At 65.7% G+C, this 26834-nt stretch carries 24 protein-coding genes, 2 tRNA genes and 1 pseudogene; 16 read left to right on the top strand and 11 right to left on the bottom strand.

The window, feature by feature from the left end:
* From VB777_RS15150 to VB777_RS15160, 3 genes and pseudogenes are all read left to right on the top strand, one after another.
* Positions 1 to 143: pseudogene (locus VB777_RS15150) on the top strand (photosystem II D2 protein (photosystem q(a) protein)); the annotation flags it as partial.
* Positions 127 to 1515 (top strand): photosystem II reaction center protein CP43, encoded by a 1389-nt coding sequence (psbC, locus tag VB777_RS15155; RefSeq protein WP_197154551.1) that lies wholly within the window; start codon positions 127 to 129, stop codon positions 1513 to 1515. The pseudogene VB777_RS15150 and the gene psbC, both read left to right, overlap by 17 nt.
* 390 nt (positions 1516 to 1905) lie before the next feature.
* Positions 1906 to 2766 carry a hypothetical protein gene (locus tag VB777_RS15160; RefSeq protein WP_323249958.1) on the top strand — a complete coding sequence of 287 codons (861 nt, stop codon included), beginning with the start codon at positions 1906 to 1908 and terminating at the stop codon, positions 2764 to 2766.
* Here VB777_RS15160 and VB777_RS15165 read toward each other — a convergent pair.
* On the bottom strand, positions 2763 to 3425 hold the full coding sequence (locus VB777_RS15165) for a nucleoside triphosphate pyrophosphatase (RefSeq protein WP_323249959.1): 663 nt from the start codon (positions 3423 to 3425) through the stop codon (positions 2763 to 2765). The two genes, VB777_RS15160 and VB777_RS15165, sit on opposite strands and share 4 nt — an antisense overlap.
* A gap of 157 nt (positions 3426 to 3582) precedes the next feature.
* Here VB777_RS15165 and VB777_RS15170 point away from each other — a divergent pair, with 157 nt between their 5' ends.
* Both VB777_RS15170 and VB777_RS15175 read left to right on the top strand, forming a co-directional pair.
* The gene (locus VB777_RS15170) at positions 3583 to 3993 is read left to right on the top strand and encodes an Npun_F0494 family protein (RefSeq protein WP_197154538.1); all 411 of its coding nucleotides are present in this window, start codon (positions 3583 to 3585) and stop codon (positions 3991 to 3993) included.
* A 59-nt stretch (positions 3994 to 4052) separates the two neighbouring features.
* The gene (locus VB777_RS15175; protein ID WP_197169923.1) at positions 4053 to 5564 is read left to right on the top strand and encodes a cobyric acid synthase; all 1512 of its coding nucleotides are present in this window, start codon (positions 4053 to 4055) and stop codon (positions 5562 to 5564) included.
* Here VB777_RS15175 and VB777_RS15180 read toward each other — a convergent pair.
* Positions 5480 to 7102 (bottom strand): nitrilase-related carbon-nitrogen hydrolase, encoded by a 1623-nt coding sequence (locus VB777_RS15180; RefSeq protein ID WP_197154535.1) that lies wholly within the window; start codon positions 7100 to 7102, stop codon positions 5480 to 5482. The two genes, VB777_RS15175 and VB777_RS15180, sit on opposite strands and share 85 nt — an antisense overlap.
* A 54-nt stretch (positions 7103 to 7156) precedes the next feature.
* On the opposite strand from VB777_RS15180, the gene VB777_RS15185 reads away from it, so the two are divergent.
* The 3 genes from VB777_RS15185 to VB777_RS15195 all read left to right on the top strand — a co-directional run bounded on the left by VB777_RS15185 (position 7157) and on the right by VB777_RS15195 (position 9089).
* On the top strand, positions 7157 to 7498 hold the full coding sequence (locus VB777_RS15185; RefSeq protein ID WP_197154534.1) for a phasin family protein: 342 nt from the start codon (positions 7157 to 7159) through the stop codon (positions 7496 to 7498).
* A gap of 78 nt (positions 7499 to 7576) precedes the next feature.
* Positions 7577 to 8290, top strand: coding sequence for an FKBP-type peptidyl-prolyl cis-trans isomerase (locus tag VB777_RS15190; RefSeq protein WP_197154532.1), 714 nt, complete (start codon positions 7577 to 7579; stop codon positions 8288 to 8290).
* Between the two features lie 199 nt (positions 8291 to 8489).
* Positions 8490 to 9089 carry a superoxide dismutase gene (locus VB777_RS15195; RefSeq protein WP_197154530.1) on the top strand — a complete coding sequence of 200 codons (600 nt, stop codon included), beginning with the start codon at positions 8490 to 8492 and terminating at the stop codon, positions 9087 to 9089.
* Positions 9090 to 9337: 248 nt separating this feature from the next.
* Here the strand turns inward: VB777_RS15195 and queA are convergent, their stop codons facing one another.
* The 6 genes from queA to lipB all read right to left on the bottom strand — a co-directional run bounded on the left by queA (position 9338) and on the right by lipB (position 17057).
* Positions 9338 to 10429 (bottom strand): tRNA preQ1(34) S-adenosylmethionine ribosyltransferase-isomerase QueA, encoded by a 1092-nt coding sequence (queA, locus tag VB777_RS15200; protein WP_323250020.1) that lies wholly within the window; start codon positions 10427 to 10429, stop codon positions 9338 to 9340.
* A 50-nt stretch (positions 10430 to 10479) separates the two neighbouring features.
* A complete protein-coding gene (locus VB777_RS15205; RefSeq protein ID WP_323249964.1) occupies positions 10480 to 12327 on the bottom strand; it encodes an APC family permease in 1848 nt (615 codons plus the stop codon).
* An 11-nt stretch (positions 12328 to 12338) separates the two neighbouring features.
* A complete protein-coding gene (locus tag VB777_RS15210) occupies positions 12339 to 13742 on the bottom strand; it encodes a dihydrolipoamide acetyltransferase family protein (RefSeq protein WP_323249966.1) in 1404 nt (467 codons plus the stop codon).
* 51 nt (positions 13743 to 13793) lie between these two features.
* Complete coding sequence (locus tag VB777_RS15215) at positions 13794 to 14237, bottom strand: YlqD family protein (protein ID WP_197154524.1); 444 nt, start codon at positions 14235 to 14237, stop codon at positions 13794 to 13796.
* Between the two features lie 102 nt (positions 14238 to 14339).
* Positions 14340 to 16331: an AMP-binding protein gene (locus tag VB777_RS15220; RefSeq protein ID WP_323249968.1), complete on the bottom strand. Its 1992-nt coding sequence runs from the start codon at positions 16329 to 16331 to the stop codon at positions 14340 to 14342.
* A gap of 30 nt (positions 16332 to 16361) precedes the next feature.
* Entirely contained in the window at positions 16362 to 17057 is a 696-nt protein-coding gene (gene lipB / locus VB777_RS15225) for a lipoyl(octanoyl) transferase LipB (protein WP_323249970.1), read from the bottom strand.
* A 51-nt stretch (positions 17058 to 17108) separates the two neighbouring features.
* On the opposite strand from lipB, the gene hpf reads away from it, so the two are divergent.
* The 5 genes from hpf (at position 17109) to VB777_RS15250 (ending at position 22010) form a co-directional block, all read left to right on the top strand.
* Positions 17109 to 17699, top strand: a complete 591-nt coding sequence (hpf, locus tag VB777_RS15230) for a ribosome hibernation-promoting factor, HPF/YfiA family (RefSeq protein WP_197154518.1) — start codon at positions 17109 to 17111, stop codon at positions 17697 to 17699.
* 80 nt (positions 17700 to 17779) lie between these two features.
* Positions 17780 to 18469 carry a deoxyribose-phosphate aldolase gene (gene deoC, locus VB777_RS15235; RefSeq protein WP_197169917.1) on the top strand — a complete coding sequence of 230 codons (690 nt, stop codon included), beginning with the start codon at positions 17780 to 17782 and terminating at the stop codon, positions 18467 to 18469.
* Complete coding sequence (gene recO, locus VB777_RS15240) at positions 18450 to 19244, top strand: DNA repair protein RecO (protein ID WP_197169916.1); 795 nt, start codon at positions 18450 to 18452, stop codon at positions 19242 to 19244. Before deoC ends, recO begins: the two co-directional genes overlap by 20 nt.
* On the top strand, positions 19241 to 20635 hold the full coding sequence (locus VB777_RS15245) for an MFS transporter (RefSeq protein ID WP_197169915.1): 1395 nt from the start codon (positions 19241 to 19243) through the stop codon (positions 20633 to 20635). The genes recO and VB777_RS15245 overlap by 4 nt, the downstream gene beginning before the upstream one ends.
* An 82-nt stretch (positions 20636 to 20717) precedes the next feature.
* Positions 20718 to 22010 carry a glycosyltransferase family 4 protein gene (locus VB777_RS15250; protein ID WP_323249974.1) on the top strand — a complete coding sequence of 431 codons (1293 nt, stop codon included), beginning with the start codon at positions 20718 to 20720 and terminating at the stop codon, positions 22008 to 22010.
* Positions 22011 to 22084: 74 nt separating this feature from the next.
* On the opposite strand, the gene VB777_RS15255 is transcribed toward VB777_RS15250, so the two are convergent.
* Together VB777_RS15255 and VB777_RS15260 are read right to left on the bottom strand one after the other, a co-directional pair.
* Positions 22085 to 22156, bottom strand: a tRNA-Thr gene (locus VB777_RS15255).
* A 10-nt stretch (positions 22157 to 22166) separates the two neighbouring features.
* Positions 22167 to 22248 (bottom strand) — tRNA-Tyr (locus VB777_RS15260).
* Positions 22249 to 22357: 109 nt separating this feature from the next.
* Here VB777_RS15260 and aroQ point away from each other — a divergent pair.
* From aroQ to VB777_RS15275, 3 genes are all read left to right on the top strand, one after another.
* Positions 22358 to 22801 carry a type II 3-dehydroquinate dehydratase gene (gene aroQ / locus VB777_RS15265; RefSeq protein WP_322757244.1) on the top strand — a complete coding sequence of 148 codons (444 nt, stop codon included), beginning with the start codon at positions 22358 to 22360 and terminating at the stop codon, positions 22799 to 22801.
* The gene (locus VB777_RS15270; RefSeq protein ID WP_322757245.1) at positions 22798 to 23496 is read left to right on the top strand and encodes a tRNA-(ms[2]io[6]A)-hydroxylase; all 699 of its coding nucleotides are present in this window, start codon (positions 22798 to 22800) and stop codon (positions 23494 to 23496) included. Before aroQ ends, VB777_RS15270 begins: the two co-directional genes overlap by 4 nt.
* A gap of 331 nt (positions 23497 to 23827) precedes the next feature.
* Positions 23828 to 24826, top strand: a complete 999-nt coding sequence (locus tag VB777_RS15275; RefSeq protein WP_323249977.1) for an aKG-HExxH-type peptide beta-hydroxylase — start codon at positions 23828 to 23830, stop codon at positions 24824 to 24826.
* Here VB777_RS15275 and VB777_RS15280 read toward each other — a convergent pair.
* Positions 24800 to 26569, bottom strand: coding sequence for a hypothetical protein (locus VB777_RS15280; RefSeq protein WP_323249978.1), 1770 nt, complete (start codon positions 26567 to 26569; stop codon positions 24800 to 24802). The two genes, VB777_RS15275 and VB777_RS15280, sit on opposite strands and share 27 nt — an antisense overlap.
* Positions 26570 to 26834: the final 265 nt, after the last annotated feature.

A 26834-nucleotide genomic window follows, 5' to 3' on the forward strand; every position in this document is an offset into this window, starting at 1 on the left:
CTGAGGATCCTGAATTCGAGACCTTCTACACGAAGAACATCCTTCTGAATGAAGGTCTGCGGGCCTGGATGGCCCCGGCCGACCAGCCGCACGAAAACTTCGTCTTCCCTGAAGAGGTTCTGCCCCGTGGTAACGCTCTCTAATCCCAACCTCAGTTCGGTCGGGGGCAAGGACCTCGATTCGACTGGTTACGCCTGGTGGGCGGGCAATGCCCGCCTGATCAACCTCTCCGGTCGCCTGCTCGGCGCCCATGTGGCCCACGCTGGCCTGATGGTGTTCTGGGCCGGCGCCATGATGCTCTTCGAGGTGAGTCACTTCACCTTCGACAAGCCCATGTACGAGCAGGGTCTGATCCTGTTTCCCCACGTCGCCACCCTTGGTTACGGCGTTGGTCCCGGCGGTGAAGTCACCGATCTCTACCCCTTCTTTGTGGTGGGGGTGCTCCACCTGATCAGTTCCGCCGTTCTTGGCCTGGGCGGCCTGTATCACGCCCTGCGTGGTCCGGAAATTCTGGAGAACTATTCCGCCTTCTTCTCCCAGGATTGGCGTGATAAGAACCAGATGACCAACATCATCGGCTACCACCTCATCCTTCTCGGTGTGGGCGCCCTGCTGCTGGTGTTCAAGGCCATGTTCTTCGGCGGTGTCTATGACACCTGGGCCCCCGGCGGCGGCGATGTACGCATCATCACCAACCCCACCCTCAGCCCTGGTGTGATCTTCGGTTATCTCACCCGAGCCCCCTTCGGCGGCGAGGGCTGGATCATCGGGGTCAACTCGATGGAAGACATCATCGGTGGCCACATCTGGATCGGTCTGATCTGCATCTTCGGTGGCATCTGGCACGTCATCACCAAGCCCTTCGGCTGGGTGCGTCGTGCCTTCATCTGGAATGGTGAGGCCTATCTCAGCTACAGCCTTGGCGCCCTGAGCTTCATGAGCTTCATCGCTTCGGCCTACATCTGGTTCAACAACACCGCCTATCCCTCCGAGTTCTACGGCCCCACCAACGCCGAGTCCTCCCAGGCCCAGAGCTTCACCTTCCTGGTTCGTGACCAGCGCCTCGGCGCCAACATCGGTTCGGCCATGGGCCCCACCGGTCTGGGTAAGTACCTGATGCGCTCCCCCACCGGCGAGATCATCTTCGGTGGTGAAACCATGCGCTTCTGGGACTTCCGCGGCCCCTGGCTGGAGCCCCTGCGTGGCCCGAACGGTCTGAGCCTCGACAAGCTGCAGAACGACATTCAGCCCTGGCAAGTGCGCCGCGCGGCTGAATACATGACCCACGCGCCGAACGCCTCCCTCAACTCCGTGGGCGGCATCATCACCGAGCCCAACTCGGTGAACTTCGTGAATATCCGCCAGTGGCTGGCCTCCACCCAATTCGTGCTGGCCTTCTTCTTCCTGGTGGGTCACCTCTGGCACGCCGGTCGCGCCCGCGCCGCTGCCGCCGGTTTCGAGAAGGGAATCGACCGTCAGGCCGAGCCCACCCTGTCGATGCCTGATCTCGACTGATTCAACCCAGGGCTTGCCCTGCGAATCAACCACGACTGGTGCCTGATCTGCCCTCACCTCGCGGTGGGGGTTTTTTATTGTTTCTGCGTCTGTGACTTCTTCCCAGATCCACAACCGCCGGATCAGCAGCCGGGAAGGATCAGATGAACAGGAATGAATAATCTCGGCTCATGCCTGCCTACGGCACCGCGATTCGCAGCATGATTGCCAGGGACGTGCAAGAAGACGCCATCAACGCGCCATCAACGCCATCAGAATAAATAGGAATAGTTGCAACTAAGACAAGAAATGACTGTCAAACCGTCTACAGTTGCTTCTAGGAACGCCTGTTCAAAGACAGAATTCACTCCACTGCCACCTCTACCCAGGCACGGCAGCGCAAGCCAACCGATGACTGCACAGCCCATCCGCCTCACCGCCATGCATCGCACCTCTAGCGTCTATCCCCTTCTGATTGCAGCCCTGGTCGCTCCGCTGATCGCCCTGGAGCCGGCCCGTGCTGACACCAAGACGCTCGATCTCTCTCGCAACGGCTTTGTCTGTGATCGGAGCCAGAAAATCTGCTACAACAGCAGAGGAGCCTCCACCGAGGCCACCCGCAACGAATTCGGCAGCAAAGCGGAGCGTGATCTTGTGAATCGGCTCTCCGGTAAGCCGCGCCAGGAGGAGATCCGATTCAGCACCGGAGCGGAGTGCGACCTGCGGCAGCAGATCTGCTGGGAAGATGGTCGCAAGCGCAAGAATGTGAGCCAGCAGCTCAACAAGCAGCTGTTCGGCAACAGCAGTGGTGGATCCACCCAAAGCTGGCGCAATCCGGCTGACGATACCGCCACTTGCCAACTGAGTGATCGGAACCGGCGCATCTTCAGCGGTCGATGCGATCTGCAACGGCGTGCCACCAGCAGTGGCACCTCCTATGTGGTGGATCTGCGAGACGGTCGCCGCTACACCTTCTACAACCGCATGGGCCGGCTGGTGATGAGTGATGCGACCGGAACCTATCCCGTGACCTACAGCACCCGCGGGCGTTCAACCGTCTTCCGCTGGGCCAATATGGAATTGGAGACCTACCGCAATGACAGTGGCAGCAATTCCAGTGGCCGCTATCCCGACAACCGCTATCAGGACAACCGTTACCCGAACAACAGTTATCCCGATAATCGCTACCCCAGCAACCAGTACCCTGGCTACGGCAATCCTTCCAGCGGTGGGTCGGGCTTGCAGAACCTGATCGAGAACCTGTTTCGCTAAGGACGCCTCAGCCAGTTGTTCAGCAGCGGCAGGCTCAGACCGATCACGTTGCTGAAGCAGCCTTGGATCTGCTCCACCAACAGCCCGCCACGACCCTCCAAGGCAAAGCCACCGGCACAGCGCAGCGGTTCGCCGGTGGCGACATAGGCGGCGATCTCCGCCTCGTTCAAGCAGGCAAACTTCACGCGAGTGGTGACGGTGGCCAGCTGCACAGCCGCTGCCAGCACTGACGGTGTGGAAACGCAGGAATCAGTCGGAGGGTCAACGGGCTGGCTGGCCCCGCTGAGCCGAATCAGGCAATGGCCTGTGTGCAACTCGGCCCAACCTCCGGCCATGCGGCGCCAGCGTTGGCAGGCCTCGTCTGCATCGACAGGCTTGCCATAGACGTCGCCATCCATGCTGAGCACGGAGTCGCAGCCCAGCACCGCCGAGGTCTTCATGGCCTCCGTTGCCTCCAGCACCGACGCAGGGTTGCGTGCATCTGGCAACTGAGCCAGCACCGCCGCCGCTTTCGCCTGGGCCAGCCTCTGGACCAGCTGTTCAGGATTGGGGTGATGAATCGCCTCCTCATCGACCCCACTCACCTGGACCCGATGGGGAATACAGGCCTGCTCCAGGAGGCGGCGGCGGGCAGGAGAGGCGGAGGCCAGCAACAACATGGGGCGCGGCGGAAAGGGCAGTGAGGATCAGTCCGGTGCAGACGATTCCGGTGCCGCGCCCAGGCGCGGGATCTCCAGGACGTCGTCCAATTGAATCAAAGACCCTGCGGATTCAAGGGTGTGGTCTGTGGGGAGGACAAGCGGCCACAATCGCCTGATGCATCCACAGCCGACGAACGACACGGCTCCTCAAGGAGACGCCGAGGAACGCGACCAGCGCTCCTGGAAGCGGGCCGAGCGGGCCGTCTGCTCCCTCCCCTACCGGCGTACGTTCTATGGGTTGGTCAGCGATCAGGCGATCAGCAGCGCCGGCTTCTGCCAGCGGACCGACCTCGATCGCCTCTTCCGGGGCAGGGTTGCTGCGCCCGACTCGGTCGAGAACGACTGGATCTGGTTGATCCGGCTCGGCGTCCTGCGGCGCGAGGTGGATGGGCAGGGCCTGACGGAGCGGGTCCGGCTGACCCCGATGGGACGCCAGCTGCTGGCCACCTGGCCCGCAGAGATCCCCACAGCCACTCCCCTGCAACGCCTGCAGCACTGGGTCAGCCGGTACCGGCCACGGCGATGACCGAATGCGTCGATCCACGATCCAGCTGCCAACCTCCGTCAGCCTCCCTGCCGCCGCTGATGGTGCTGGGCACCAGCAGCGGGGCCGGCAAGTCGCTGATGACCGCCGCCCTCTGCCGGGTACTGAAGCGTCGCGGTGAAACGCCCGTGCCCTTCAAGGGGCAGAACATGAGCAACAACGCCTGGGTGGATCCGGCCGGCGGCGAGATGGCCTACTCCCAGGCCCTGCAGTCCTGGGCCGCGGGGCTGGAGCCCCTGGCGGCCATGAACCCGGTGTTGCTCAAGCCGCGGGGCGACAGCACCAGCGAGGTGATCCACCTGGGCCGCTCGGTGGGCACCGCCCGGGCCGAGCACTACTACCGCGATTGGTTCCGGCCCGGTTGGCGGGCGATCCGCCAGGGCCTGGCGGAGCTTCAGCAGCAGCACCCTGGCGGCCGGCTGGTGCTGGAGGGAGCCGGCAGCCCGGTGGAAGTGAACCTGCAGGCCCGCGATCTCACCAACCTGCGCCTGGCCCAGTTCCTGCGGGCCCGTTGCCTGCTGGTGGCCGACATCGAGCGTGGTGGTGTCTTCGCCCAGATCGTCGGCACCCTGGCATTGCTGCGTCCGGTGGAGCGCCCGCTGATCCGGGGTCTGTTGATCAATCGCTTCCGGGGACGCCGGGAGCTGTTCGATGCCGGTCGGAGCTGGCTGGAGGCCCAGACCGGGGTGCCCGTGCTGGGGGTGATGCCCTGGCTGGAGGAGCTGTTTCCACCGGAAGACTCGCTCGATCTGCTGGAGCGGCGCGGCCGCAAGAGCGGTGCCGAGCTGGAGATCGCCGTGCTGCGGCTGCCATCGCTGAGCAACTTCTCCGATCTCGATCCGCTCGAAGCCGAACCCAGCGTGCAGCTGCGCTGGGTTCGGCCCGGCGAGGCGCTCGGCCGGCCCGATGCCCTGATCCTGCCGGGCAGCAAGCAGACCCTGCGCGATCTGGCCGGCCTGCAGGCGGCTGGCCTGAGCGAGGAGATCGCCGCCTACCTGGCCGGCGGCGGCCAGGTGTTCGGCCTCTGCGGCGGGCTGCAGATGCTGGGCCAGCGGCTGCAGGATCCCGAGGGTCTCGAAGGCGCCACGCCAGGGGTCTCGACCAGCACACTGCCAGGCCTCGGCCTGTTGCCGCTGGCCACCACGTTCAGCCCCGCCAAGACCCTGCGCCAGCGCCTCAGCACCGCCCTCTGGCCACCGGGAGACCCGCTGCAGCTGGAGGGCTTCGAGCTGCACCACGGCCGCACGGAACTCCTGCAATCGGGCCCTGGCCCTGGCCCCTGCGCCCCCCTGGCGGCAGAGGCAGGGCTGGGCTGGTGGCGTTCGGCTGGTGAGCAGGGCGGCGAAGTGGCGGGCACCTACCTGCACGGCGTCTTCGAGAACGGACCCTGGCGGCGGCGCTGGCTGAACCAGCTGCGCCGGCGCCGCGGTCTTCCCCCCCTGAGCGAGCACCAGCCCCACCACGGCCGTCAGCGCGACGCGCTGCTGGATCGCCTCGCCGATGCCTTCGAAGCCCACGTGGACCTGGACCCGTTGCTCGGAACCACCCGGTAGCCAAGCGTGCCCCAGGCCCCTCCAGCCAGGGCGAGCCCCAGCAACGGCAGCTCCCCGAACCGGTCATAGGGGGTCATGGCGTCGCGCGGCTCCAGGCCGAGCACCGTCGTGACCGGCCTGCCCGGGGGGAGGGCGGTGCGCAGGCGACCGGAGCTGTCGACCACCAGGCTGGGTCCGGTGTTGGCCGCACTCACCAGCCAGCGACCTGTTTCCAGGGCCCGCAGCTGGGCCAGGGCCTGGAACTGGCCCTGGAGCTGGGCGGGGTAGGGGTCGAGATTGGCGCTGGCCAGCAGCCACTGTGCCCCGGCGGCCACCGCGGCTCGCTGACCGACACCGTCGGCGATCTCGTAGCAGATCGCCACCCCGATCGCCCCGCCGGGCCTCTCCAGCAGCCGCGACGGCGCCCCCGGTGTGATCCCCCCCACCGCCGAGAGGCCACTCCAGCGCCACAGGTGGGCCAGGGGGACCCATTCCCCCAGCGGCACGACCCGGGCCTTATCGATCCAGCCGCTGGGCCGAGCCTGATCGCCAGGCGCAAAGCGCAGCACGCTGCTGCGCACCTCCGCGTCCTGGCGACGAAAGCCGCCGCTGAGCACTTCGCTCGGTGCTGGATCAGGCAGGGGCTGATCCAGCGGCAGGGCACCCTCGGGCAACAGCAGCGCATCGATCGGCTCCCCGGCTGCCCCTGCCGCCACGGCCAGCTGTTGTGCTGCCGCCAGCCTCTGCAGCAGCTGCTGCTGCTGGGCTGCTTCGAATTTCTGCCGGGTGGGAATCGCCGGCTGGACCACCAGAAGCCGCTGGCCATGGGCCGGTGCCGGCAATGCCGATGGAGACTGGGTGGCATTCGCTGCCTGGGCAGCTGGGGCCTGCTCAGAAGCCCGCAGCAGGGCGGCTCCCACACCATGCAGCAGAAGGACGGCCAGGAGCCAGCTCAGCAGCGCAGCAATCCCTTCAGACCAAAGCCGGCGGACCAACAGCAGCAGAACGCGCCACAGCAGCCAGGCGATCAGGAGCTGCAACGCCGCCACGAGGCCGGCGCCGCCGAGGCTCGCCCAGGCCGCCAGGGCGCGATCACCCGGCAGGGCTGAAGCCCCCAGGCCGATCCAGAAGAGCGGGCCGCGGGCCAGTTGCACCTCGGCCAGTCCCCAGAGCGCCGCGGCGGTGATCGCGGCCGCGAGACCACCGCCTCCCCACCAGCCCTCCAGACGCATCAAGACAGCCAGCCAGAGGGCCACCAGCAGGGCCCCAGCCAGGCCGCACAACCCCCAGAGCAGCAGGCAGAGGGGCAGGCTGAGGGGCAGGGGCACCCCCACCCAGTCGAGGGGATGGAGCCAGAGCAGCCAGCGGTGGCTCACCAGCACCGCCGCCGCGCCCCAGGCCCAGCCGCCGCGCCAGCCAAGCGGCGAACGCGGCAGGGCCCAGAGCAGCGCCAGGGCCGGCCACAGCAGCCAGGCAGCTCCCCAGGGCGGCAGAGCCAACCCTGCCCCGGCACCGGCGACAGCCGCTCCGATCCACCAGCGACACCGGTCTGCTCCCATGGCGGTGGAGCCTAGGAACGGCCAATCTGTTCAGAACAAGAAAGCAGCCGATCCATGGACCAGGGCAACCTGCTGCAGATGCTGCTGTTGCGCGGCCTCGGCACCACATCGCTGGTGGGAGACCGGCTGCGCCTGGTGAGTCAGGACTGGGTCCGCAGCGGTCGGCTCGATCCCGGCCAGGCCTCCGCGTTGGTGGAGGACGTGCTCAAGGCCCTGCGCGGCGAAACTCCGGAGCTGGAGCAACAGGCGGAGCGGCAGCTGGAGCGCAACCGCGATCAATTGCTTGAGGATCTGGGCCTGGCACGGCAGCGGGAGCTGGATGAGCTGCGGGGTCGCATCGACCGGCTGGAGCAGGCCCTGCGGCAGCGCCAGATCAGTGCCGACACCCCAGACTGAGCCAGCCGGCACCGCCCGGGGGCGAACGGTTCAGGAGGCAGAATCGGCGCAGCCCACCTGTTCCTTGCCAGCTGCCCCATGCGCGACATCCTGATCAGCTCGGCGGTGTTCGTGGCCTGCCTGATGGTGGCCTTCGTGAGCCAGCTGGTGGCCCCCTCCACCGTGATCGGCGCGGCCAGTGCCGAGTCTTCCGTGGCCGAAGCATCAGCCAGTCCGGCAGTGGCCGTGACCAACGCGGCAGCAGCCAGCACCGGTCTGGCGGCTCAGGCCCTCAACGCCCCAGAGGTGAGCCGGACCGCTCGGGCCGTTGTGCAGGCACCGCTGGAACTCGACCCCAACGATCCCAACCCCACCCTGTTTGCCATGGCTTCTGATTCGCCGATCTCCAGCTCCTCCGATGCGGCCCTGGCCCAGGGAGCGTCTTCCCTCGGAGGTCCCATGGACGCTGCCAAGGAGCGGGTCACCCCCAGTGGCCTGCGCATCACCGACCTGGTGATCGGTGATGGCCCCGAGGCTCAGAGCGGTCAGACGGTCGTGGTCAATTACCGCGGCACCCTGGAAAGCGGCAAGGAGTTCGACTCCAGCTACGGTCGCGGCCCCTTCTCCTTTCCCCTCGGCGCCGGCCGGGTGATCCGCGGCTGGGACGAAGGCGTGGCCGGCATGCAGGTGGGTGGCAAGCGCAAGCTGGTGATTCCCGCTGATCTGGCCTACGGCGAACGGGGCGCCGGTGGTGTGATTCCCCCCAACGCCACCCTGATCTTCGAGGTGGAGCTGCTGCGGATCGGCAGCTGAGGCCTTGGTTGCTGGACACTGAACGCCAAGGCCAATGCTGGAGAGGCGCCTGACATCGAAAACCTGTAGCAATCGTTAGGATGCCTCTGACAAGGCTCCATCGAGCCTGAATCCCGTCCTGCCCTGGCGGCACCGAGCCCACAACTGACCGGCCCGGCCCTCCTGCGGCAGGGTTTTCCAAAGCCCTTTCCCTTCCCCCATGGCTCACACGCTGCCCGCGCTGCCCTATGGACTCGATGCGCTCGAGCCCCATATCAGCAGCCGGACCCTGGAGTTTCACCACGGCAAGCACCACAATGCCTACGTCACCAACCTCAACAACCTGGTGGCCGGCACCGATCTGGAAGGCAAGAGCCTGGACGACGTGATCACGGCCGTGGCCGGTGATGCCAGCAAGGCCGGTGTGTTCAACAACGCCGCCCAGGTGTGGAACCACAGCTTCTACTGGCAGTGCATGAAGCCCGGCGGTGGCGGTGCTCCCAGCGGCGCCCTGGCCGACAAGATCGCCGCTGATTTCGGCAGCTTCGAGGCCTTTGTCGAGGCCTTCAAGGCTGCCGGCGCCACCCAGTTCGGCAGTGGCTGGGCCTGGCTGGTGCTGGATGGCGGCACCCTCAAGGTGACCAAGACCGCCAATGCCGATCTGCCCCTGGCCCACGGTCAGAAGGCGCTGCTGACCATGGACGTGTGGGAGCACGCCTACTATCTCGATTATCAGAACCGTCGCCCTGATTACATCACCACCTTCCTCGACAAGCTGGTGAACTGGGACTTCGTGGCGGCCAACCTGGCAGCGGCCTGATCCCTCTTCCCGAGAAAACTTGGCCGAAGGATATTCAGCGAAAGTTTTCTCAACTCAAGACTATTTCGCCAAAACGATTGCTGCGAAAGCAGTCTTCAGTGAGCCCCCGAATCTTCCGGGGGCTTCTTTGTTGGCTCAGTCTGTTTTCAGTTCAGTCTCTGCCTTGATCCAACCAAGCTGTGTTGGCTGTGCCTCAAGGCTTTCCATGTCTTGATTCGTCGTGCGTCTGACCTTGAGTGCCGCCTCGATCAGACCTTGAGCACCGCCTCCGGCGGAATCCACATGGCGTCGCCATAGGAAAAGAAGCGGTAGTTCTGTTCAATCGCCTCGCCGTAGAGATCCAGCAACCGCTGCCGGCCGATCAAGGCACTCACCAGCAGCAGCAGCGAACTCCTGGGCAGGTGGAAATTGGTGAGCAGACCCTCCACCACCGCGAAGCGGAAACCGGGCTGGATCACCAGGTTCACCGGGCCGGCGTGGGGGTGCAGCTCGCCGCCATGCAGGGCTGCCACCCCCTCGAGGCTGCGCACGCTGGTAGTGCCCACGGCGATCACGCGCCCGCCGCGCACGCGGCAGCCTCGCACCGCCTCCACCAACTCCGGGCTCACCTCCACCCATTCGCTGTGCAGCTCCAGCTGGCTGAGGTCTTCGTCTTCCAGGGGCCGGAAGGTGCCCAGCCCCACATGCAGGGTCACGGTTGCTCGCTGCACGCCGCGGCTCTCCAATGCAGCCAGCAACTCATCGCTGAGGTGCAGACCCGCCGTTGGGGCCGCCACGGCACCGGGCCGTGCCGCGTAGCGGGTCTGGTAGCGCTCGTTATCGCTGGCGTCGTGTTCGTGGATGTAGGGCGGCAGTGGGATCGCGCCGTAGGCCAGCAGCAGCGGCTCGAGGCCGGCGGCATCGGTGCACTCCGGCGGAAACTGCACGATGCGGCCACCGGTGTCGGGATCGCTGTCCAGCACCTCCACAGCCAGGGGCGGCTGCCCCTCGGCCAGCAGCTCCAGCTGGTCACCGGGGCGCAGGCGCTTGGCCGGACGGGCCAGGCAGAGCCAGCGGGCCTCCCCCCGCGGTTCGAGCACCAGCAGTTCCACGGCGCCGCCGCTGCCGACCCGGCGGGCCTGCAGCCGCGCCCGCAGCACCCGAGTGTCGTTCACCACCAGCAGATCACCGGGCCGCAGCTCCTCCTGCAGATCCCAGACCGTGCGGTGGCGGCAGCCCGCATCGGCTTCCACGGCCAGCAGACGGGCCGCATGGCGGGGCTCCACGGGGCGCTGGGCAATGCGCTCGGGCGGCAGCTCGAACCCATAGCTGGACAGGACACGATCCTCCGGATCTCCCAGGGAGGACACCGCAGAGTGGGAGGACAGGGGCTGCAACCGCCGATCGGGACTCAGGCCGGCAAGTAATAGCGCACCACGGTGAAGACCCGGTTGTGCTGGGCATCGAGCGCCTGGCGCATGTTGATGGCGCGCTGGTTGAGCAGCAGGCTGTCGAAGCGGTAGCGGGGGATCGCCATCGGCATCACGATCGTGAGCGTGGAGGCGGGGTAGCGGTTCTCCTCGGCTTCCACCACGGCCACGAAGGGTTGGATCAGGGAGGCAAAGGGGCTGTCCACCAGCCGCAGCTCCACCTGTGGGTCGTCCCCCACCAGGCGCAGCCAGTCGGCCTGGATGGCGGCCGGATCCTCGTTGTCCGAGAGCACCCACACCGCCACCACCTGATCGGAGACCCGGGCGGCGTAGTGGAGGGCATCGAGGCTGGGGCGGCTGAAGCCGGCGATCCAGACGATGCTGCGGTTGCCGATCGGTTCATGGCGTTGCGGCAGCCGCACCGGCTGGACCTGATCGGGCTGCACGGCGATTTCGGCGTAGACCCGCCGGTAGCGCCGCCGGATCCGGGCCAGCAGCGCCACCAGCAGCGGGATGGCGATCACCACGGTCCAGGCTCCTTCGCTGAACTTGCTCAGCACGATCACCACCAGCACCACGCAGGTGGTGCTGGCCCCCAGGGCATTCATCAGCAGCCGGCCGTGCCAGCCGGGGCCGCGCTGGCGCCACCACAGCACCACCATGCCGGTCTGGGACAGGCTGAAGGCCATGAACACCCCCAAGGCATAGAGGTTCACCGCCACGGTGGTGTCACCCCGGCAGACCACGATGATCACGGCGGTGGCCAGCACCAGGGTGGTGATGCCGTTCTGGAACACCAGCCGATCCCCCAGCCAGCCCATCTGACGGGGCAGGAAGCGGTCCTGGGCGAGCATCGCGGCCAGGCGTGGGAAGCCGGCGAAGGCGGTGTTGGCCGCCAGCACCAGGATCAGCAGGGTGGTGATCTGCAGAGCCCAGAGCAGCGGACTGCCGGCCCCGAACACCCGCAGGCCGATCTGGGCCAGCACGGTGCGATTCGGATCGGGAGCCACGCCATAGAGGAAGCCGAGGCCGCTCACGCAGAAGAACATCGCGGCGAGCATCAGCCCCATCACCAGCATCGTGGCCCGCGCCCGGGTCGCCGCCGGCTGGCGGAACAGCTTCACCCCGTTGGCGATCGCCTCGATGCCGGTCATGGCGGAACAACCGGAACTGAAGGCCCGCAGGATCAGAAACAACCCCAGCGGCTCCACCGCCTGAATCAGCGGGGGGGGATCGGGCTGGAAGCCATGGTGGAAGACCAGGTCCTGCAGTCCGCCGAGGGCCAGAAGCGCCACCATCAGCACAAACGCGTAGGTGGGGAGAGCGAAGGCCTGTCCCGCCTCCCGGACACCACGCAGGTTCGCCCAGCCCACCAGCAGCAACAGCAGCAGGGCGAAGGCCACCTCGTGGCGCAGCAGGCCCGGCAGCAGTGAGGAGAGCGCCTGGGTTCCCGCCATCAGGCTCACCGCCGCTGTGAGGGTGTAATCCACCAGCAGGGAAGCGGCCGCCACCAGGCTGGCGGCGGTGCCGAGGTTTTCGCGGGCCACCACATAGGAGCCGCCGCCCTGGGGGTAGGCCTCGATCGTCTGGCGGAAGGAGAAGACCACCACGGCGATCAGGGCGATGATCGCCAGGGTGATCGGCAGTGACAGCTCCAGGGCGCGGCTGCCGGCCAGGATCAGAACCCCCAGAGCGGCCTCGGTGGCATAGGCCACGGAGGAGAGGGCATCGGACGACAGGATCGGCAGGGCTTCGTAGCTGGGCAGCCGTTCAGCTTCCGCCTCGCTGCGTGGCAGAGGCTTGCCGAACAGCCGCCGGATCAGGTCCATGGAGCCATCGCTCAGAAGGCCAGGCTTTCGGGGTTGGTCTCGATCAGCTGGGCCAGGTCCTTGAGGAAGGCGGCGGCGTGGGCGCCATAGATGGTGCGGTGATCACAGGTGAGGTTCACCTGCATCTGGTTCTTCACACGGATCGCGCCATCCTTGCCGGCCACCACCGTGGGACGCGACGCCGCCACAGCCAGGATGGCGCCGGTGCCGGGGGGAAGGATCGCGTCGAAGCGATCCACTCCGAACATGCCCAGGTTGGAGAGGGTGAAGGTGCCGGTGCTGTATTCCTCCGGCTTGAGCTGCTTGGTGCGGGACCGGGCCACCAGATCGGCCCAGTTGCGGGCCAGGGAATAGAGGTCGGTCTTGTCGGCGGAGGCCAGCACCGGGGTGATCAGGCCGCCGTCTTCCATGGCCACGGCCACGGCCACATTCACGGAGCCGGGGTAGGTCATGCCGGCCTCGGTGGTGGCGGCATTCACCTGGGGATGGCGGGCCAGCACCACACCCACGGCCTTGGCCAGCAGGGCCGTCATGGTGACGCCCTTGCTCTTCACCTGCTTGTAGAAGGCATCGAGCTTGTCGGTGGTGATGGTGTAGCCCACCCGGAAACAGGGCACCTCCAGGCTGGCCAGCATGTTGCGGTTCACCGCCTGCTGGAGGGTGTTGAAGGCCACGGTTTCACCGGGTCGGCCGAAGGCCTGTCCCGCCGGGGCGGGAGTTGCAGCGGGGGCTGCGCCAGCACCATTGCCAGCGGCAGCACCAGCCGCGGCCACGCTCACCGCGGCGGCCGAGCCCTCGGCGACCCGGGGCACACTCACCGGCTGACCGGTGGCGGCCAGCACGTCGTCGGCCTGGATGCGGCCATGGGGACCGCTGCCGCGCAGGCTCTCCAGCGCCACACCCAGCTGACTGGCCAGTTTTCGGGCGCGGGGGCTGGCCACAACGCGGCCATCGGCGGCCGCCGCGGAGGAGGAAGCCAGCTGGGAGACCGCAGCGGCAGGAGCAGGAGCCGCCACAGGTGCGGGGGGCGCTTTGGCCACAGCTGCAGGGGCGGCCGGCACGGAAGGGGCTGCTGGCACGGAAGGCGGCGCAGCGGCAGGGGCCGGCGCTGCGGGCGCCGCTGCTGCTGCGGGAGCGGCAGGAGCCTTCGCTGCCGCTTCCGCGATCTCCGCCTCGGATTCCACGATCAGGCCGATGGTCTCGCCCACCGGCGCTGTGCCACCCGCTGGCATCAGCACGGCGGCCAGGAAGCCTTCGTTGAAGGATTCCACGTCCATGTCCGCCTTGTCGGACTCGACCACGAGCACCGACTCGCCGCGCTCGACCCGATCACCGGGTTTCTTGAGCCACTCCACGATCTTGCCCTCCGTCATGGTGGAGCTGAGGGCAGGCATGAAGATGTCGTGGGTGGCCAAAGTCCGCCGCGCGTTTCGCGGATTTTACGAGTCGCGCGGGGAGCCAGCGGTTCAGACGCCTTCGATGGCCTCGATCACGCCATCACGCACCAGCACGGAGGCCTGCAGACGCTCCACCAGATTGTCGCCCACCTGCACATCACAGAAGCTTTCGAGCTGGCCCTGCTCGACGATCTGCTCCATCTCCAGGTCACGCACCTGGCGCTGCTGCTCCAGGATCTGGCGCTTCTGTTCTTCCAGTTCCGCCCGTTTCTGCCCCACCTGCTGCTGCACCGAGCCCACCTGCTCCTGGACGCGGGGATCGAGCGGATTGAGGCTCTGGCGGCGGATCTCATCGATCAGCTGCTGGCCTTCCTGCTCCAGCTGGGCCAGCTGCTGATCGCTCATCTGCACGGCGTTGCTGAGCTCGCGCTCGGCGTCCTCCTTCCAGCGGGGCGTGACCACGGCGCGCACCGTGATCGTGCGCTTGATCGAGAGGCTGGGGCCGTTGGCCATGGGCGAGCAAAAGCAGCGTCCACCCTCTCAGCCCCGGCATCCAAGGTCAACGCCGGTTCGCCGCACTGTTAGGCCGCAGGCTGAGCGGCTGGGCTCGCGACGTCAGCTTGTGTAGATCGCCTCGATCGCCGCGCCATCGCGCTCCGCGATGCGGTCGCGCCGTTGTTTGAGGGTCTGGGTGAGCAGGCCGTTGTCGAGCGTGAAGGGGGCCACCAGTGCCACCCCCGCCAGGCGCTCATCCGGCCTTGAGCCTGGCCGCGCCGCCAGAACTCGGTTGAACTCACTCTTGAGAGCCCGCAGCAGCGCTGGATCGACCGGCTCCAGTGGGGTGTCCGGATCCAGGTTGAGCGGGGGCAGGCCCGCCGCCGCGGCAAAGGCGGCAAGGGCCTCCCTGCGCGGAACCACCAAGGCGCCCAGCTGGCGACGATCCTGTCCCACCAGCATCACCTGCTCCACCAGCGCACTCTCCACCAGGGCCTCCTCCAGGGGGCCGGGTTCGATGTTCTCGCCGCTGCTGAGCACGATCGTGTCCTTGGCGCGGCCGGTGAGCACCAGACAGCCATCGGCCAGCAACCGCCCCAGATCGCCGGTATCGAACCAGCCCTCGGCATCGAGCACCTGGGCGGTGGCGTCCGGTTTGCCGAAGTAGCCGCCCATCACCTGCGGCCCGCGGGCCAGCACCCGGCCGCGTTCGCCGAGGCGCAGCAGGGCGCCGCTCTCGGGATCGACGATCCGCAGGGCCGTTCCAGGCAGGGGCTGGCCGGAGCTGCCGCGGCGGTTGAGCCAGGGTCGCCGGCAGGTGAGCACCGGACTGGTCTCGGTGAGGCCGTAACCCACCAGCAGCTCGATTCCGATCACCTCGAAGAAGCCATCCACATGCAGAGCCAGAGCACCGCCGCCACTGATGGCGGTGCGGAGCTGTCCGCCGGCCAGCTGCTGGCGCACCTTCGGCCAGAACAGGGTGTCCGCCAGCCGCTGCAGGGGCCAGCGCAGCCCGACCTCCAGGGCGGCGCTCACGCGGCGCAGCGGCGGCTCGGGTTCCAGGGTGCGATCGAGCGCCTGACGGCGACAGAGGCAGTAGCGGCGGCCGTTCGCCAGGGCCAGGTTCAGCAGGCGCCGGCGTGAGGCGGGCATGGCAGCAAGGGCATCCTCAAACCCAGACAGGAGGGCCTCCCAGAGGCGCGGCACGCTGATCAGGTACTGGGGCCGCACCACCTGCAGGTCCTGGCGCAGATGGCGCAGGGTTGTGTAGGTCTGGCGGCAGCCGCAGGAGAGCAGGAAGTATTCGGCGCTGCGCTCGTAGGCATGCCAGATCGGCAGCACACTCAGCACCCGATCGCCGGGGCTGGGGGCCACCGCCACCCCGAGGTGGCGCAGCTGATGCAGCAGATTGGCGTGGCTGAGCGGCACCCCCTTGGGCTGGCCGGTAGTGCCCGAGGTGTAGAGGAGGGTGGCGAGACGCTGTTCGCCCCCGGCCGGGGGTGTTGGGGGCGGCGCCTGGGCTCCGCGATCCAGAAAGTCCTCCCAGGACAGACAGGGCGGCGCCCCATCGCCGGCCGCACCGCCGTGCGCTTGGTCATCAAGGGCCTGGTTGCTGGAGGCTTTGCCACAGAGCAGCACCACAAAGCGCAGCCTGGCCAGTCGTTCCGGGCCGAGATCGAGGCTCTGCAGCAGCGCTGCCGACTCCACCACCAATCCCTTGGCACCGCAGTCGTCGAGGATGTAGCGCAGCTCTTCGGCTGGCGCCGAGCTGCCGCGCACCGCATCGGCAGCGCCGGCGCGCATCAGCCCCTGATCGGCCAGAAGCCAGCGGGGGCCGTTCTCCGCAAACAGCGCCACCACATCGCCGGGTTTCACCCCCAGGGCGGCAAAGCCAGCGGCCGCCGTCTCGATGCCGCGGCGCAGCTGGCGATAGCTAAGGCTTTCAGCGGGATCGGCGTGGGGGGCCTCCAGGGCCAGGGCCTCGCCATACAGAGAGTCGAGGGCCGGCCACAGCTCCTCGAGGCCGCGCAGATGGCTCCAGTCGGTGCGGGATTCCAGGGCCTGCCGGTCCTGTTCACTGCCGCTCCAGTGGATCTCGGCGGGCGCAACCATGGTGGAAACGACGGGCGTTGGCGCCCACGATTACCACCCCTGCAGCGCTTCTGCCGGGAGTGGAGGCCGCAGCTGCAGATCGAACACCTCGGCAAAGGCCGCGATCAGCAGGGGTTGCACCGCGGCGACCGTGAGCTGGGGAATCCAGTCGCACAGGCGCCCCACCGGTCGATCGCTCAGGCCGCAGGGCACGATCGCCCCGTACCCCTCCAGGGGCCCGTCCACATTCAGGGCCAGGCCGTGCTGGCTGATCCAGCGCCGGGCCCCCACTCCGATCGCCGCCACCTTGCGCCCGTCCAGCCACACCCCCGTGAGCCCCTCCAGCCGTTCGCCCCGCAATCCCAGGAGGGCCAGCACCCGGAGCACCACCTCCTCCAGCTGCCGCAGGTACTGGTGCAGATCGGCCCCGTGGCGCTGCAGGTTGAGCACCGGATAGAGCACCAGCTGGCCGGGCGCATGGTGGGTCACCTCACCGCCCCGATCGATGCGATAGGTGGGCAGGGGCGGATCGGCCGGGTCGAACCGCAGGAAGGCCGGATCGGCGCCGCGGCCGAGGGTGTAGCAGGGGAGATGCTGCACCAGCAGCACGGCATCGGGGCCGTCGGGATCCTGCAGCAGGCGGGCCTGCAGTTGCTGCTGCCATTGCCAGGCCTGCAGAAACGGCACCAGATCGGCCGTTGCAGCGGCGGTTTCAAAAAGGATTGCGTCGTTCCGGATCTGGGGCACTGGCTTTCGTAGCGTTGGAGCAAGCCGAGAAACCGGAGGCGGTCCAAGCTCATGAAACTCCTGATTCATGGCCGCAATCTTGATGTCACCCCGGCCATCCGGGAATACACCGAAGCCAAGCTGACCCGCGCCATCAACCACTTTGAGGGAATGGTGAAGGAGGCGGACGTGCATCTGTCCGTTGCCCGCAACCCGCGCGTCCCCCAGCAGACCGCCGAGGTGACGATGTATGCCAACGGCACGGTGATCCGCGCCCAGGAGCGCAGCGAAAACCTCTATGCCAGCATCGATCTGGTGGCCAGCAAGCTGAGTCGCCAGCTGCATCGGTTCATGGACCGGCAGCATGACCATCACCACAGCTCCGGTCACCGGGCCAGCACCACCCCCGGCACCGAAGAGATCGTGGGCGAGCTCTCGGTCGATCACTCCCTCACCGAAGGCCGGGAACCGGAGCTGCCCGCCCCCGCTGTGCGGCGCAAGTACTTCGCCATGCCGCCGATGAAGCTGGACGATGCCCTGCATCAGCTGGAGATGATCGACCACGACTTCTACGTGTTCCGCGATGCCGACGATGGCCAGATTCAGGTGGTCTATCGCCGCAACCACGGCGGCTTTGGTGTGATTCAGCCCAGAGACGCCTGATCGACCCTGAGCTGAGCAACCCCCCACCTGAGCGAACCCACGGCCGGCTTCTGCCGGTCGTTCCACCGGTGTAATCGGCCATGGCCCGCGATCGCTCCAGCCTGCGCGAGCAGCCCGACCTTGCTCCCCTGATCGACCACGCCCTGCTCGACCCGTTGCAGGGCGTGGCTGCAGTGCAGCGCTGCTGCGAGGAAGCGCGCCATTTCGGCTTTGCCGGCGTCTGCCTGGCCTCACGCTGGGTGGCGGCGGCCCGCGAGCACCTGCCGATCGGAGGGCCGGTGAAGCTGATCTCGGTGGTGGGCTTTCCCTTCGGTGCCGTGCCAGCGGCCATCAAGCGAGCCGAGGCGGAAGCCGCCGCCGCCGCCGGGGCGGATGAGCTCGATGTGGTGCCCGATTTCGGTGCCCTGATCGACCGGGACAGCGGCAGCCTGCACGATGATCTGGCCGCGATCGCGGAGCTGGGCCTGCCGATCAAGGTGATTCTCGAGGTGGGCCGTCTGGAGCCGGAGGCGCTGGAGCTGCTGGTGGAGGTGAGCCTGGATGCCGGTGCCCGCTTCCTCAAGACCGGCAGTGGCTTCGGTCCGCCCGTGACCACAGACCAGGTGGGTCGGCTGCGGGACCTGGCCCGCGGCCGGGCCGCGGTGAAGGCCTCCGGTGGCATCACGGATCTGGAGCAGGCTCGGGCCTTGGTGGAGGCCGGCGCCGCCCGACTGGGAACGAGCCGTGGCGTGGCCCTGATGCAGGCGCAGCGTGCCGGATCGCCGTCTTGAAGGCCTGGCCCTGAGTGCCCGCCCCCTGGGCGAACACGATCGCCTGCTGACCCTGATCAGTGAGGAGGAGGGCCTCTGCCGGCTGGCGGTGCCCGGTGGCCGTCGGCCCCGCAGTCGGCTGGCGGCCGCGGTTCCTCTGGCCCACCTGACCCTGCAGGTGAGCGGAGGCCGGGGGCTGCAGCGGGTGCGGCAGCTGGAGGTGCTGCACAACTACACCCTGCTGGGGGAACGGCTCGAGACCCTGGCCGCCGCCCAGTCGCTGCTGGAGCTGGCCTCCCTGCTGGTGCCTGAGCACCTGCCGGTGCCCGGTCTGCTGGGGGATCTTCTGATGCAGCTGGGCCGTCTGGAAGAGGTGGTGCGGCAGCACTCCCCCAATCCCGAGGCTATGGCCATCGCGGTGCAGGGCAGTGTCCATCTGCTGGCCCTGGGGGGTTACGGCCTGCCCCTGCAGCACTGCGCCCGCAGCGGTGCAGCCTTGCAACCGCCCGTGGGCAACTGGGAGTGGCGCTGCAGCCTGCTGCCGGGCGAAGGCCTGGTGGTGGGGGCGCTGCCGGGCGCCCGGGTGGTGCTCAATGCTTCGGAAGTCGCCCTGCTGCAGCGTCTGCCCCGGCCCCAGCTGCCCCGCCGCCGCGATGGAACCCTGCTCGGCCCCGAGCCGGTGTGGCTGCACCTGCTGGCGCTGCTGGAGATCTGGTGCGGCGAACACCTCAGCCGCCGACCGCGGGCCTGGCGCCTGCTGCGTCGGGACGGGCCAGACGGCCCTGGGGCAACATGAAGCCGCATGACACGACCCGCAGCGCCAGCGTGAGCGCCCCCAACGTTCCAGGAGCTGGCGGCCGCGCCACCGGACTGCAGGCCGTGCTGGCGCTGCCGGGCTTCCGGCGCCTGTGGATCGGCCAGGTCTTTTCGCAGCTGGCCGACAAGTTCTACATCGTGCTGATGGTGTTCCTGATCGCCCAGTACTGGGTCACGGACACCCCCGGCACCAATCCGGCGCTGGCGGAGGCCGCGGCGGTGATGCGCATGGACGTGGAGACCCGCGCCCAGGTGATCACTCTGCTGGCCACCGGCATCTACGTGGCCAACACGATTCCGGCCATGGTGCTGGGCACCGTGGCCGGTGTCTGGGCGGATCGCTGGCCGAAACGGCGGGTGATGGTGGCCTCCAACGGCCTTCGGGCCGCCCTGGTGCTGCTGGCGCCGCTCTGCCTGATCCCCGGGCCGGTCTGGTTCGGCCTCAGCTGGGGGTACTGGGGGCTGGTGGCCATGACCTTCCTGGAATCGGTGCTGACCCAGTTCTTCGCGCCGGCGGAACAGGCCGTGATCCCGCTGCTGGTGCCCGGCCCGCTGCTGCTGGCGGCCAATTCTCTGTATCAGGCCACCAGCATGGCCGCCACGATCCTGGGCTTTGCCCTCGGCGATCCGATCCTGCGGCTGCTGCGCAGCGGCCTGGCCCAGTTCGGCATTCGGGGGGGGGAATTTCTGCTGCTGCCTCTGTGCTACGGGCTGGCGGCGGTGGCGATCAGCACCATCCAGCTGCAGGAGAAACCCCAGCTGGATCGACAGACCACGGTGTGGCAGGAAATCGGCGATGGCCTGCAGGTGCTGCGGGCCCGACCGAGCGTGCGCACCGCCATGGTGCATCTGGTGCTGCTCTACAGCTTGCTGGCGGCCCTCTACGTGCTGGCCATCAGCCTGGCCTCGGGGGTGGAGGGGCTGGGCCCCACCCGGTTCGGTGTTCTGCTGGCCATGAGCGGCGTGGGCCTGGCGGTAGGGGCCCTGGCCATGGCGCAGCTGGGCCATGGGATCAACCGGCGGGTGCTGGCCTCCACCGGCCTGGGCACGATCGCCTGGTGCCTGGTGCTGCTGGGCCAGCTGCGCGGCAGCCTGGTCTTCACCCTGCTGCTCTGTGGCCTGCTGGGGGTGGGCGCGGCGCTGCTGGCGATCCCCGCCCAGACCACGATCCAGGAGGACACACCCGAGGCCCAACGGGGCAAGGTGTTCGGTCTGCAGAACAACCTGATCAACATCGCCCTGAGCCTGCCCCTGGTCCTGGCGGGCACGGTGGTGAGTCGCTACGGCCTGCTGCCGGTGCTGTGGGGACTGGCCGCCATCGCCCTGCTGGCCGCCGTGGTGGAGCAGCCCTGGCGCGCCGAAGGCCGCTGAGCCTGAGCGCCCCCTGGCAGCCGAGCCCTGAGGCAGCCCGATGAACGCTGCTAGCGTCAACCCCTGCTGTTGCAGGTGATCGGTGGCACATATTGCCTGGCTTGGCAAGAAATCACCGTTCTGCGGCAACGTCACCTACGGGCTCACCACCACCTATGCCCTGCGGCAGCGGGGGCACGGCATCAGCTTCATCCACTTCGACACCCCGGCCACGGGCCTGAGCCTGCCTGAGTTCGGCAGTGCCTCCCGCAACCGCATGGCCAATGAGAGGGCGCGCAAGGCAAGCGCCGTGCTGCAGTCAGGCGGGCCGGCGACAGGCGGGGGGGGAAACGTTGCCCTGGTCCAGACCAACCCGACGGTGACCCTGGCAGAGGAGAACCCGGAGGTTGCTCTGCCCTACCTGATGAAGTCGCAGGTGTACACCATCCCCTCGCTGGGGGCCCAGCGAGCCCTGCGGGAATCCCTGGAGCGCCTGCGTCCCGACGTGGTGCACGCCAGTCTTACCCTCTCACCGCTGGATTTCCTGCTGCCCGACCTCTGCCAGCAGCTGGATCTGCCGCTGGTGGCCACCTTCCATCCCGCCTTTGACGCCAGCCTGCGCAATCTGGCCGGAGGCACGCAGCAGCTCACCTATCAGCTGTATGCCCCGTCGCTGGCCCGCTACGACCGGGTGATCGTGTTCTCGGAGCTGCAGGCCGAGGTGCTGATCCGGCTGGGGGTGCGGCGCGAACGGCTGGCCGTGATTCCCAATGGCGTCGACACGGCCACGTGGCGGCCTGCTTCGGTATCACCGAGTCCGGAGCTGGCGGCCCTGCAACAACGCTTCGCCGGCCGCCGTGTCTTCCTCTACATGGGCCGGGTGGCCACCGAGAAGAACGTCGAGGCCCTGCTGCGGGCCTGGCGCCTCGTGCGGCCCCGCGGCTGTGTGCTGGTGATCGTGGGGGATGGTCCCGTGCGGGCTGCCCTCCAGGGCAGCAGCAGTGACCCTGATGTGGTGTGGTGGGGTTTCGAGCCCAGTCTGGAGCGCCGGGTGGCCCTGCAGCAGCTGGCGGAGGTGTTTCTGCTGCCCTCCCTGGTGGAGGGCCTCTCCCTGGCCTTGCTGGAGGCCATGGCCAGCGGCACGGCCTGCGTGGCCACCGATGCCGGCGCCGATGGCGAGGTGCTGGCGGAGGGCGCCGGCATCGTGATCAGCACCCAGGGCGTCACCACCCAGCTGCGCACCCTGTTGCCGGTGCTGCGGGATCAGCCCGTCCTGACCCAGGAGCTGGGGCGCCGGGCCCGGGTGCGGGCCATGGAGCGCTACACCCTGGCCGCCAACATCGACAGCCTGGAACAGCTCTATGGCGAACTCTGCCACCACTCCCAGGTGGCCTGATCTAAAAACAGCGATACCCGTCTGAACAGGTCAGAAGAACAACTTCGTCCGTCTTTCGGGAAACGAAACATCAAAGCCCTTGACGAGACTTGAACTCGTGACCTCTCCCTTACCAAGGGAGTGCTCTACCGCTGAGCTACAAGGGCGTGTGGTGGATGGGCCGGGTTGGATTTGAACCAACGTAGGCAGAGCCAGCGGATTTACAGTCCGCCCCCATTAACCACTCGGGCACCGACCCGAACCACACCCCAAGAACTTACCAGCCGGCCTGCCGCCTCCACCGGAGGCCGCGGTCCAGTCCGCCCGGGCCCGATACGATCGAGTCCCTTCCAGTGGTGGAACTCTCGGTGCGAGTGCTGGTGCTCCATGGCCCGAACCTCAACCTGCTGGGCAGCCGCGAACCAGGCCTCTACGGCACCCGCAGCCTCGAGCAGATCAATGCATCCCTGCAGGATCAGGCGGTCGCCCTCGGGGTGGAGCTCGACTGCTACCAGAGCAACCATGAGGGAGCCCTGGTGGATCGGATCCAGGCCGCTCGCGACAACACCGACGGAATTCTGATCAACGCCGGGGCTTACACCCATACCTCGATCGCCTTGCGGGATGCCCTGCTCGCTGTGGCCCTTCCCTTCGTGGAGCTGCACCTGAGCAACACCCATGCCCGAGAGTCCTTCCGCCACCACTCGCACCTGGCCGATCGGGCCATTGGAGTGATCTGCGGTTTCGGCCACACCAGCTACCGGCTCGCCCTGGAAGGGCTGGTGGATCACCTTCGTCTGACTCAAGCATGACCGTCACCGCTGCATCGGAGTTCACCCGTGTGAAGTGGCTGGCAAGGCCCAGCAGTGAGAGCTGGCTTGAGAAAGCGCTGTCCCACCCGGATCTGCTGCTGATCGACCATGCCCACTGCGAGCGCAAAGCAGCCGGCGCGGCCTTGCAACTGATGTTCCGCTATCCCTCAGACACCGAGCTTGCCGCCGTGCTGAGCCCCCTGATTCAAGAGGAATTGCAGCACTTCGACCGTGTCCTGGCCCTGCTTCAACGGCGTGGCATCAGCTTGCGGGCGTTGCCGGCTCCCCCCTATGGAGCCTCTCTCGCCCAGGAAATTCGCCGGCAGGAACCCGAACGCATGCTCGATAGCTTCCTGGTGGCCGGACTGATTGAGGCCCGCAGCCACGAGCGCATGGGGCTGCTCGCCAGCCACACTCCGGATCCTGAACTGTGTGAGCTCTACAGCGATCTGCTGGCAAGCGAAGCCAGACACTTCGGCCTCTACTGGCTGCTGAGCGAACAGCGCTTCGGAAGACCGTTGACAGTGGCAAGACTGGAACAGCTGGCCGACCGCGAAACTCAGATTCTCAGCGGAACACCAGCTTCGAGCATTGAGATTCGCTTTCACTCGGCAGGCATTCAAGAGGACTTCAAGCCCTGCCAAGCGCCACAGGCAACAGGACAGGTTGACACCAACTGGCAACTCCCCACATAATCTGAACTCCCTGGGACTTTCCCCATGAGCTCCCTTCAGCTTGACATGGCCAGACTCCATGGCTTTCGCCTGGCTTCTCGCAGCTGTGCCATGACGGCCAGCGAGGCCAGCGAGCCAACCGATTCCCCTCTCTGCCTCAGTTCTCCCATCGGAGCAAAGATCGGCGAAAAGGGACCGATATGGCCAACTCCAACCCCATCCCCCGATTGACAACGGGATTCACTTCCCAGGCCAACAAGTCCAGACACCAAACAAGAACGCCAGAAGCCATAGAATTGATCTGAGCCTACATGCGCTTAAACTACAAAAGAGCCTGTAGGCCTTTGCATTCATGTGTTTTCACTTTCCACCTGACGCTTCTCGAGCCCTCAATATCGACCGCGCATTTAGGCGCAGCCTGGCTGACAGCCTTGCCTATCTTTCAGACGTGTGCGCAGAGCATCTGAAAGTGGACCCATCTTCCATTGATGGACTGGTTCATGGGCTGAAACAAGGACTTCGGCTTGGACCTGTTCCATTCGGCTTGTACAGCCAGCTCGTGCTCAAGTTGTCTGAAGGAGATCAAGAGGGAGCAACAACAATCTGGAACCGACTGGCGGCCTCCCACTCGCCACTTGAATCCATGCAGGTCATCGGATTGGATGATCCCTCTCTGGCTCCTGATCTCAGCATGTATGCCGCATTGATGGGCACGGGAGGCACGGATGAGCTTTCCATCCAACCGCCCGATCACGAAAGAGTGCCGAGCTTTCTGCATGATCTCCATGCCGCGCTGCAACTTTTAGACCGAGTCAGCCCTGATCTTTCTGGCGAAATTGCTGCTCTCGTCACCCAGCTAGTGATGGTGAGTGGAAACCCCAACGATTCGTACATTTTTGATGGAGGCTCTTGCTACATGCTTTGGGGGGCGCTCTTCATTAATATCGAACGACAAAGGTCCATCGTAGAACTATTGGAAGTATTGGTTCATGAAGCCGCACATTTACTATTGTATGGCTTCACAATTGAAGAGCCGCTGACAACCAACTCGGATCAGGATCTTTACCCATCTCCACTCAGGAGAGACCCTCGTCCGATGGATGGCATCTTTCACGCCACTTGGGTATCAGCCCGCATGTATTTTGCCATGGACACCCTTCTTCAATCCAACCTCCTGGATGCTGATAGTTGTGCCAAAGCGCAGAAGGCCAAAGCCGAGAATCGTCACAACTTTGACAATGGTATGGGGGTGATTCAGGAGCACGGTATGCTAACAATGACTGGGCGTGCTCTCCTAGAGAGTGCAGCACAGGCTGTTCATCCCTCACTCAGACTCATCAACAATGGGTGAATCCAACTTCGGCCGCATCCAACTGAGCAACGTTGTCCATGATCGGTCGTTTGGCGACGGTTGCCAATCCCCCACGATCTGAAGATGATCGGGCTGGTCGAATGGCAAACCCGTCAAGAATAAGTCTTGATCGGAAACCACCACGATGAGGGCGCCAACATTCTTGCGGCAAAGCAAAGCATGACATCGATCAAACAATCCATGCGCCATCAGGTGCAGCTCGCGACCTGAGCAATCGACGCTGCGCTGATGATCTGTCACCCAACAAGGAAAACCTGAGGAGTTGTACTCCTGCTGTTTCTGAAAAGCCTTATCCCAGGCGGCACTTCTGCCAACAAAGACCTCAATTGGGATTCGTCCATTAGCGGGAAAGTGGCTGGCGAAGACTTTCTCCAGCAACTGTGGGCTATCAGGAGACTGGGGAGAATGATTAACCTCGTTAATCGCCGCACCGTTTCGATACCAGGGTTCTGAGATATCAGTTGTAATCAAATCTATTCCAGCATTGCTCAGATCGAAAAGCTTTGCAGCCTCAATGGCCAGAGAAACATTGTCAGGATGGATCAATTGATCGACGTCCTCCACCACACCGCCCCAAGCTGGTGCATTGAAAGGCCTCAGAGGAGCCCAGTCATCCTTGGCAGGTACTGAATCAAGCGTGAGACCATGGGCCGCGAGGCACCCTACAGCAACATCATCGCAAGGAAATGGCTTCAACCGCTTCCAAGGAGGCAAGGCTTGTTGCTCAGCATTGGCGCGGTCAATCAATTCTTTCACAGTGAGGCTGCCATCACCCCGAACGGATTTGGGTCGACGTCGCCAGGCGCTGATGAGTTGACCATCACAAACATGAAGACGATGACAGAGACCGGAGATCTGACCTTCCAACAACAAGCGCTTCGAAAAATGACGTGCCTCCTGCCAGGCACGTTTCAGCTGACCAGGTTCTCGAATATTGATCGTGACGCCTTCCCCTCGATCGCGATCGGCTGGCTTGAGCACGACAGGCCATCCAAGCTCCCTGGCGGCAACCAAAGCAGCTGCTTCAGAATCAATCGTCCGCTGGACAGGAACAGGAAGACCCGCCGCACTCAGAACTCGAATGGTTGAAGCTTTATTGTGGCTGAGTATAGCCCCAATACTTGAATCCTTGTCAATACCACCGCCACGAATCCTGCGGCGCTGGGAGCCCCATCCCAACGAATAGACCCCCTCTCCAAGATGCCGAAATGGAATTCGCTGATTATAAGCATAGGAAAGCAAGGGATATGTAGACCTTCCTCGTGGAATCATCCCTTGCATCTGGTCAATATGTTGATGTTTAAGCCTGGATTGAAGCTTGGCAATTTCGCCGCTGTCCGGCTTGGTTTTTGCCATGAAAGAGACGATGCGAGCTGCGCGAAAGTAGCACTCGTAATAGACGTCCTCAGGGAAATGGTCAAGAACGGCAGTGGTTGCTCGAATGTTCCACAAACCTGACTGGGAATGATCTTTGCGAACGTGATGAATCATTCCTGACTGGAACACGGGAACTTCCAACATCTGAAGCAGCACCTTGCCGAGCTCAAGAATGTGCCAGGCAGCTCGCTCCAAACTGGCCCCTTGTTTGGATGCACTGAACTTCGACTTCGTTTTCAGAGTAGTAGGCTGAACATTGAAGGCGTCTCGCAGCCAGTGTTCAAGGGTGGCCAGCGTCTTCGCAGGATGGTCGAGAAGAGACTGCGGGGCTTTCCACTGGAGCACGATGTGCCTGCTGGGCTGATCAAACCCATCGAGATGGCCATGGAGCCCGGACGGCGCCGTGCCACGAAGGATTACCCCTGTCATGCTTGACGCAACCAACCCCACTTCAGGCCAATTGAAAGCCCTAGCAGTTTAATGCTGCAGTGCATGGGCTCAATCACCACTATCGGGAACCACTTGTTTTCTAACGGTAATCGTGCTCTGTCCCGCCAAGAGTTATCTACGCCATCGCGGGGCTGGGCAGGTCGGCAGTCTTCCATCGAGA

Origin of the sequence: Synechococcus sp. CCY9202, from assembly GCF_034931685.1 — a bacterium.
Lineage (GTDB): Bacteria > Cyanobacteriota > Cyanobacteriia > PCC-6307 > Cyanobiaceae > CBW1002.

What these genes read in the sequence shown, in the direction of transcription:
- VB777_RS15185 (WP_197154534.1), top strand. Translation starts at nt 7,157, where the DNA reads ATGGACCAGGGCAACCTGCTGCAGATGCTGCTGTTGCGCGGCCTCGGC.
- VB777_RS15160 (WP_323249958.1), top strand. Translation starts at nt 1,906, where the DNA reads ATGACTGCACAGCCCATCCGCCTCACCGCCATGCATCGCACCTCTAGC.
- VB777_RS15175 (WP_197169923.1), top strand. Translation starts at nt 4,053, where the DNA reads ATGGTGCTGGGCACCAGCAGCGGGGCCGGCAAGTCGCTGATGACCGCC.
- VB777_RS15215 (WP_197154524.1), bottom strand. Translation starts at nt 14,237, where the DNA reads ATGGCCAACGGCCCCAGCCTCTCGATCAAGCGCACGATCACGGTGCGC.
- VB777_RS15165 (WP_323249959.1), bottom strand. Translation starts at nt 3,425, where the DNA reads ATGTTGTTGCTGGCCTCCGCCTCTCCTGCCCGCCGCCGCCTCCTGGAG.
- VB777_RS15190 (WP_197154532.1), top strand. Translation starts at nt 7,577, where the DNA reads ATGCGCGACATCCTGATCAGCTCGGCGGTGTTCGTGGCCTGCCTGATG.
- VB777_RS15180 (WP_197154535.1), bottom strand. Translation starts at nt 7,102, where the DNA reads ATGGGAGCAGACCGGTGTCGCTGGTGGATCGGAGCGGCTGTCGCCGGT.
- VB777_RS15170 (WP_197154538.1), top strand. Translation starts at nt 3,583, where the DNA reads ATGCATCCACAGCCGACGAACGACACGGCTCCTCAAGGAGACGCCGAG.
- hpf (WP_197154518.1), top strand. Translation starts at nt 17,109, where the DNA reads ATGAAACTCCTGATTCATGGCCGCAATCTTGATGTCACCCCGGCCATC.
- VB777_RS15220 (WP_323249968.1), bottom strand. Translation starts at nt 16,331, where the DNA reads ATGGTTGCGCCCGCCGAGATCCACTGGAGCGGCAGTGAACAGGACCGG.
- VB777_RS15270 (WP_322757245.1), top strand. Translation starts at nt 22,798, where the DNA reads ATGACCGTCACCGCTGCATCGGAGTTCACCCGTGTGAAGTGGCTGGCA.
- VB777_RS15195 (WP_197154530.1), top strand. Translation starts at nt 8,490, where the DNA reads ATGGCTCACACGCTGCCCGCGCTGCCCTATGGACTCGATGCGCTCGAG.
- deoC (WP_197169917.1), top strand. Translation starts at nt 17,780, where the DNA reads ATGGCCCGCGATCGCTCCAGCCTGCGCGAGCAGCCCGACCTTGCTCCC.
- VB777_RS15245 (WP_197169915.1), top strand. Translation starts at nt 19,241, where the DNA reads ATGAAGCCGCATGACACGACCCGCAGCGCCAGCGTGAGCGCCCCCAAC.
- VB777_RS15205 (WP_323249964.1), bottom strand. Translation starts at nt 12,327, where the DNA reads ATGGACCTGATCCGGCGGCTGTTCGGCAAGCCTCTGCCACGCAGCGAG.
- VB777_RS15275 (WP_323249977.1), top strand. Translation starts at nt 23,828, where the DNA reads ATGTGTTTTCACTTTCCACCTGACGCTTCTCGAGCCCTCAATATCGAC.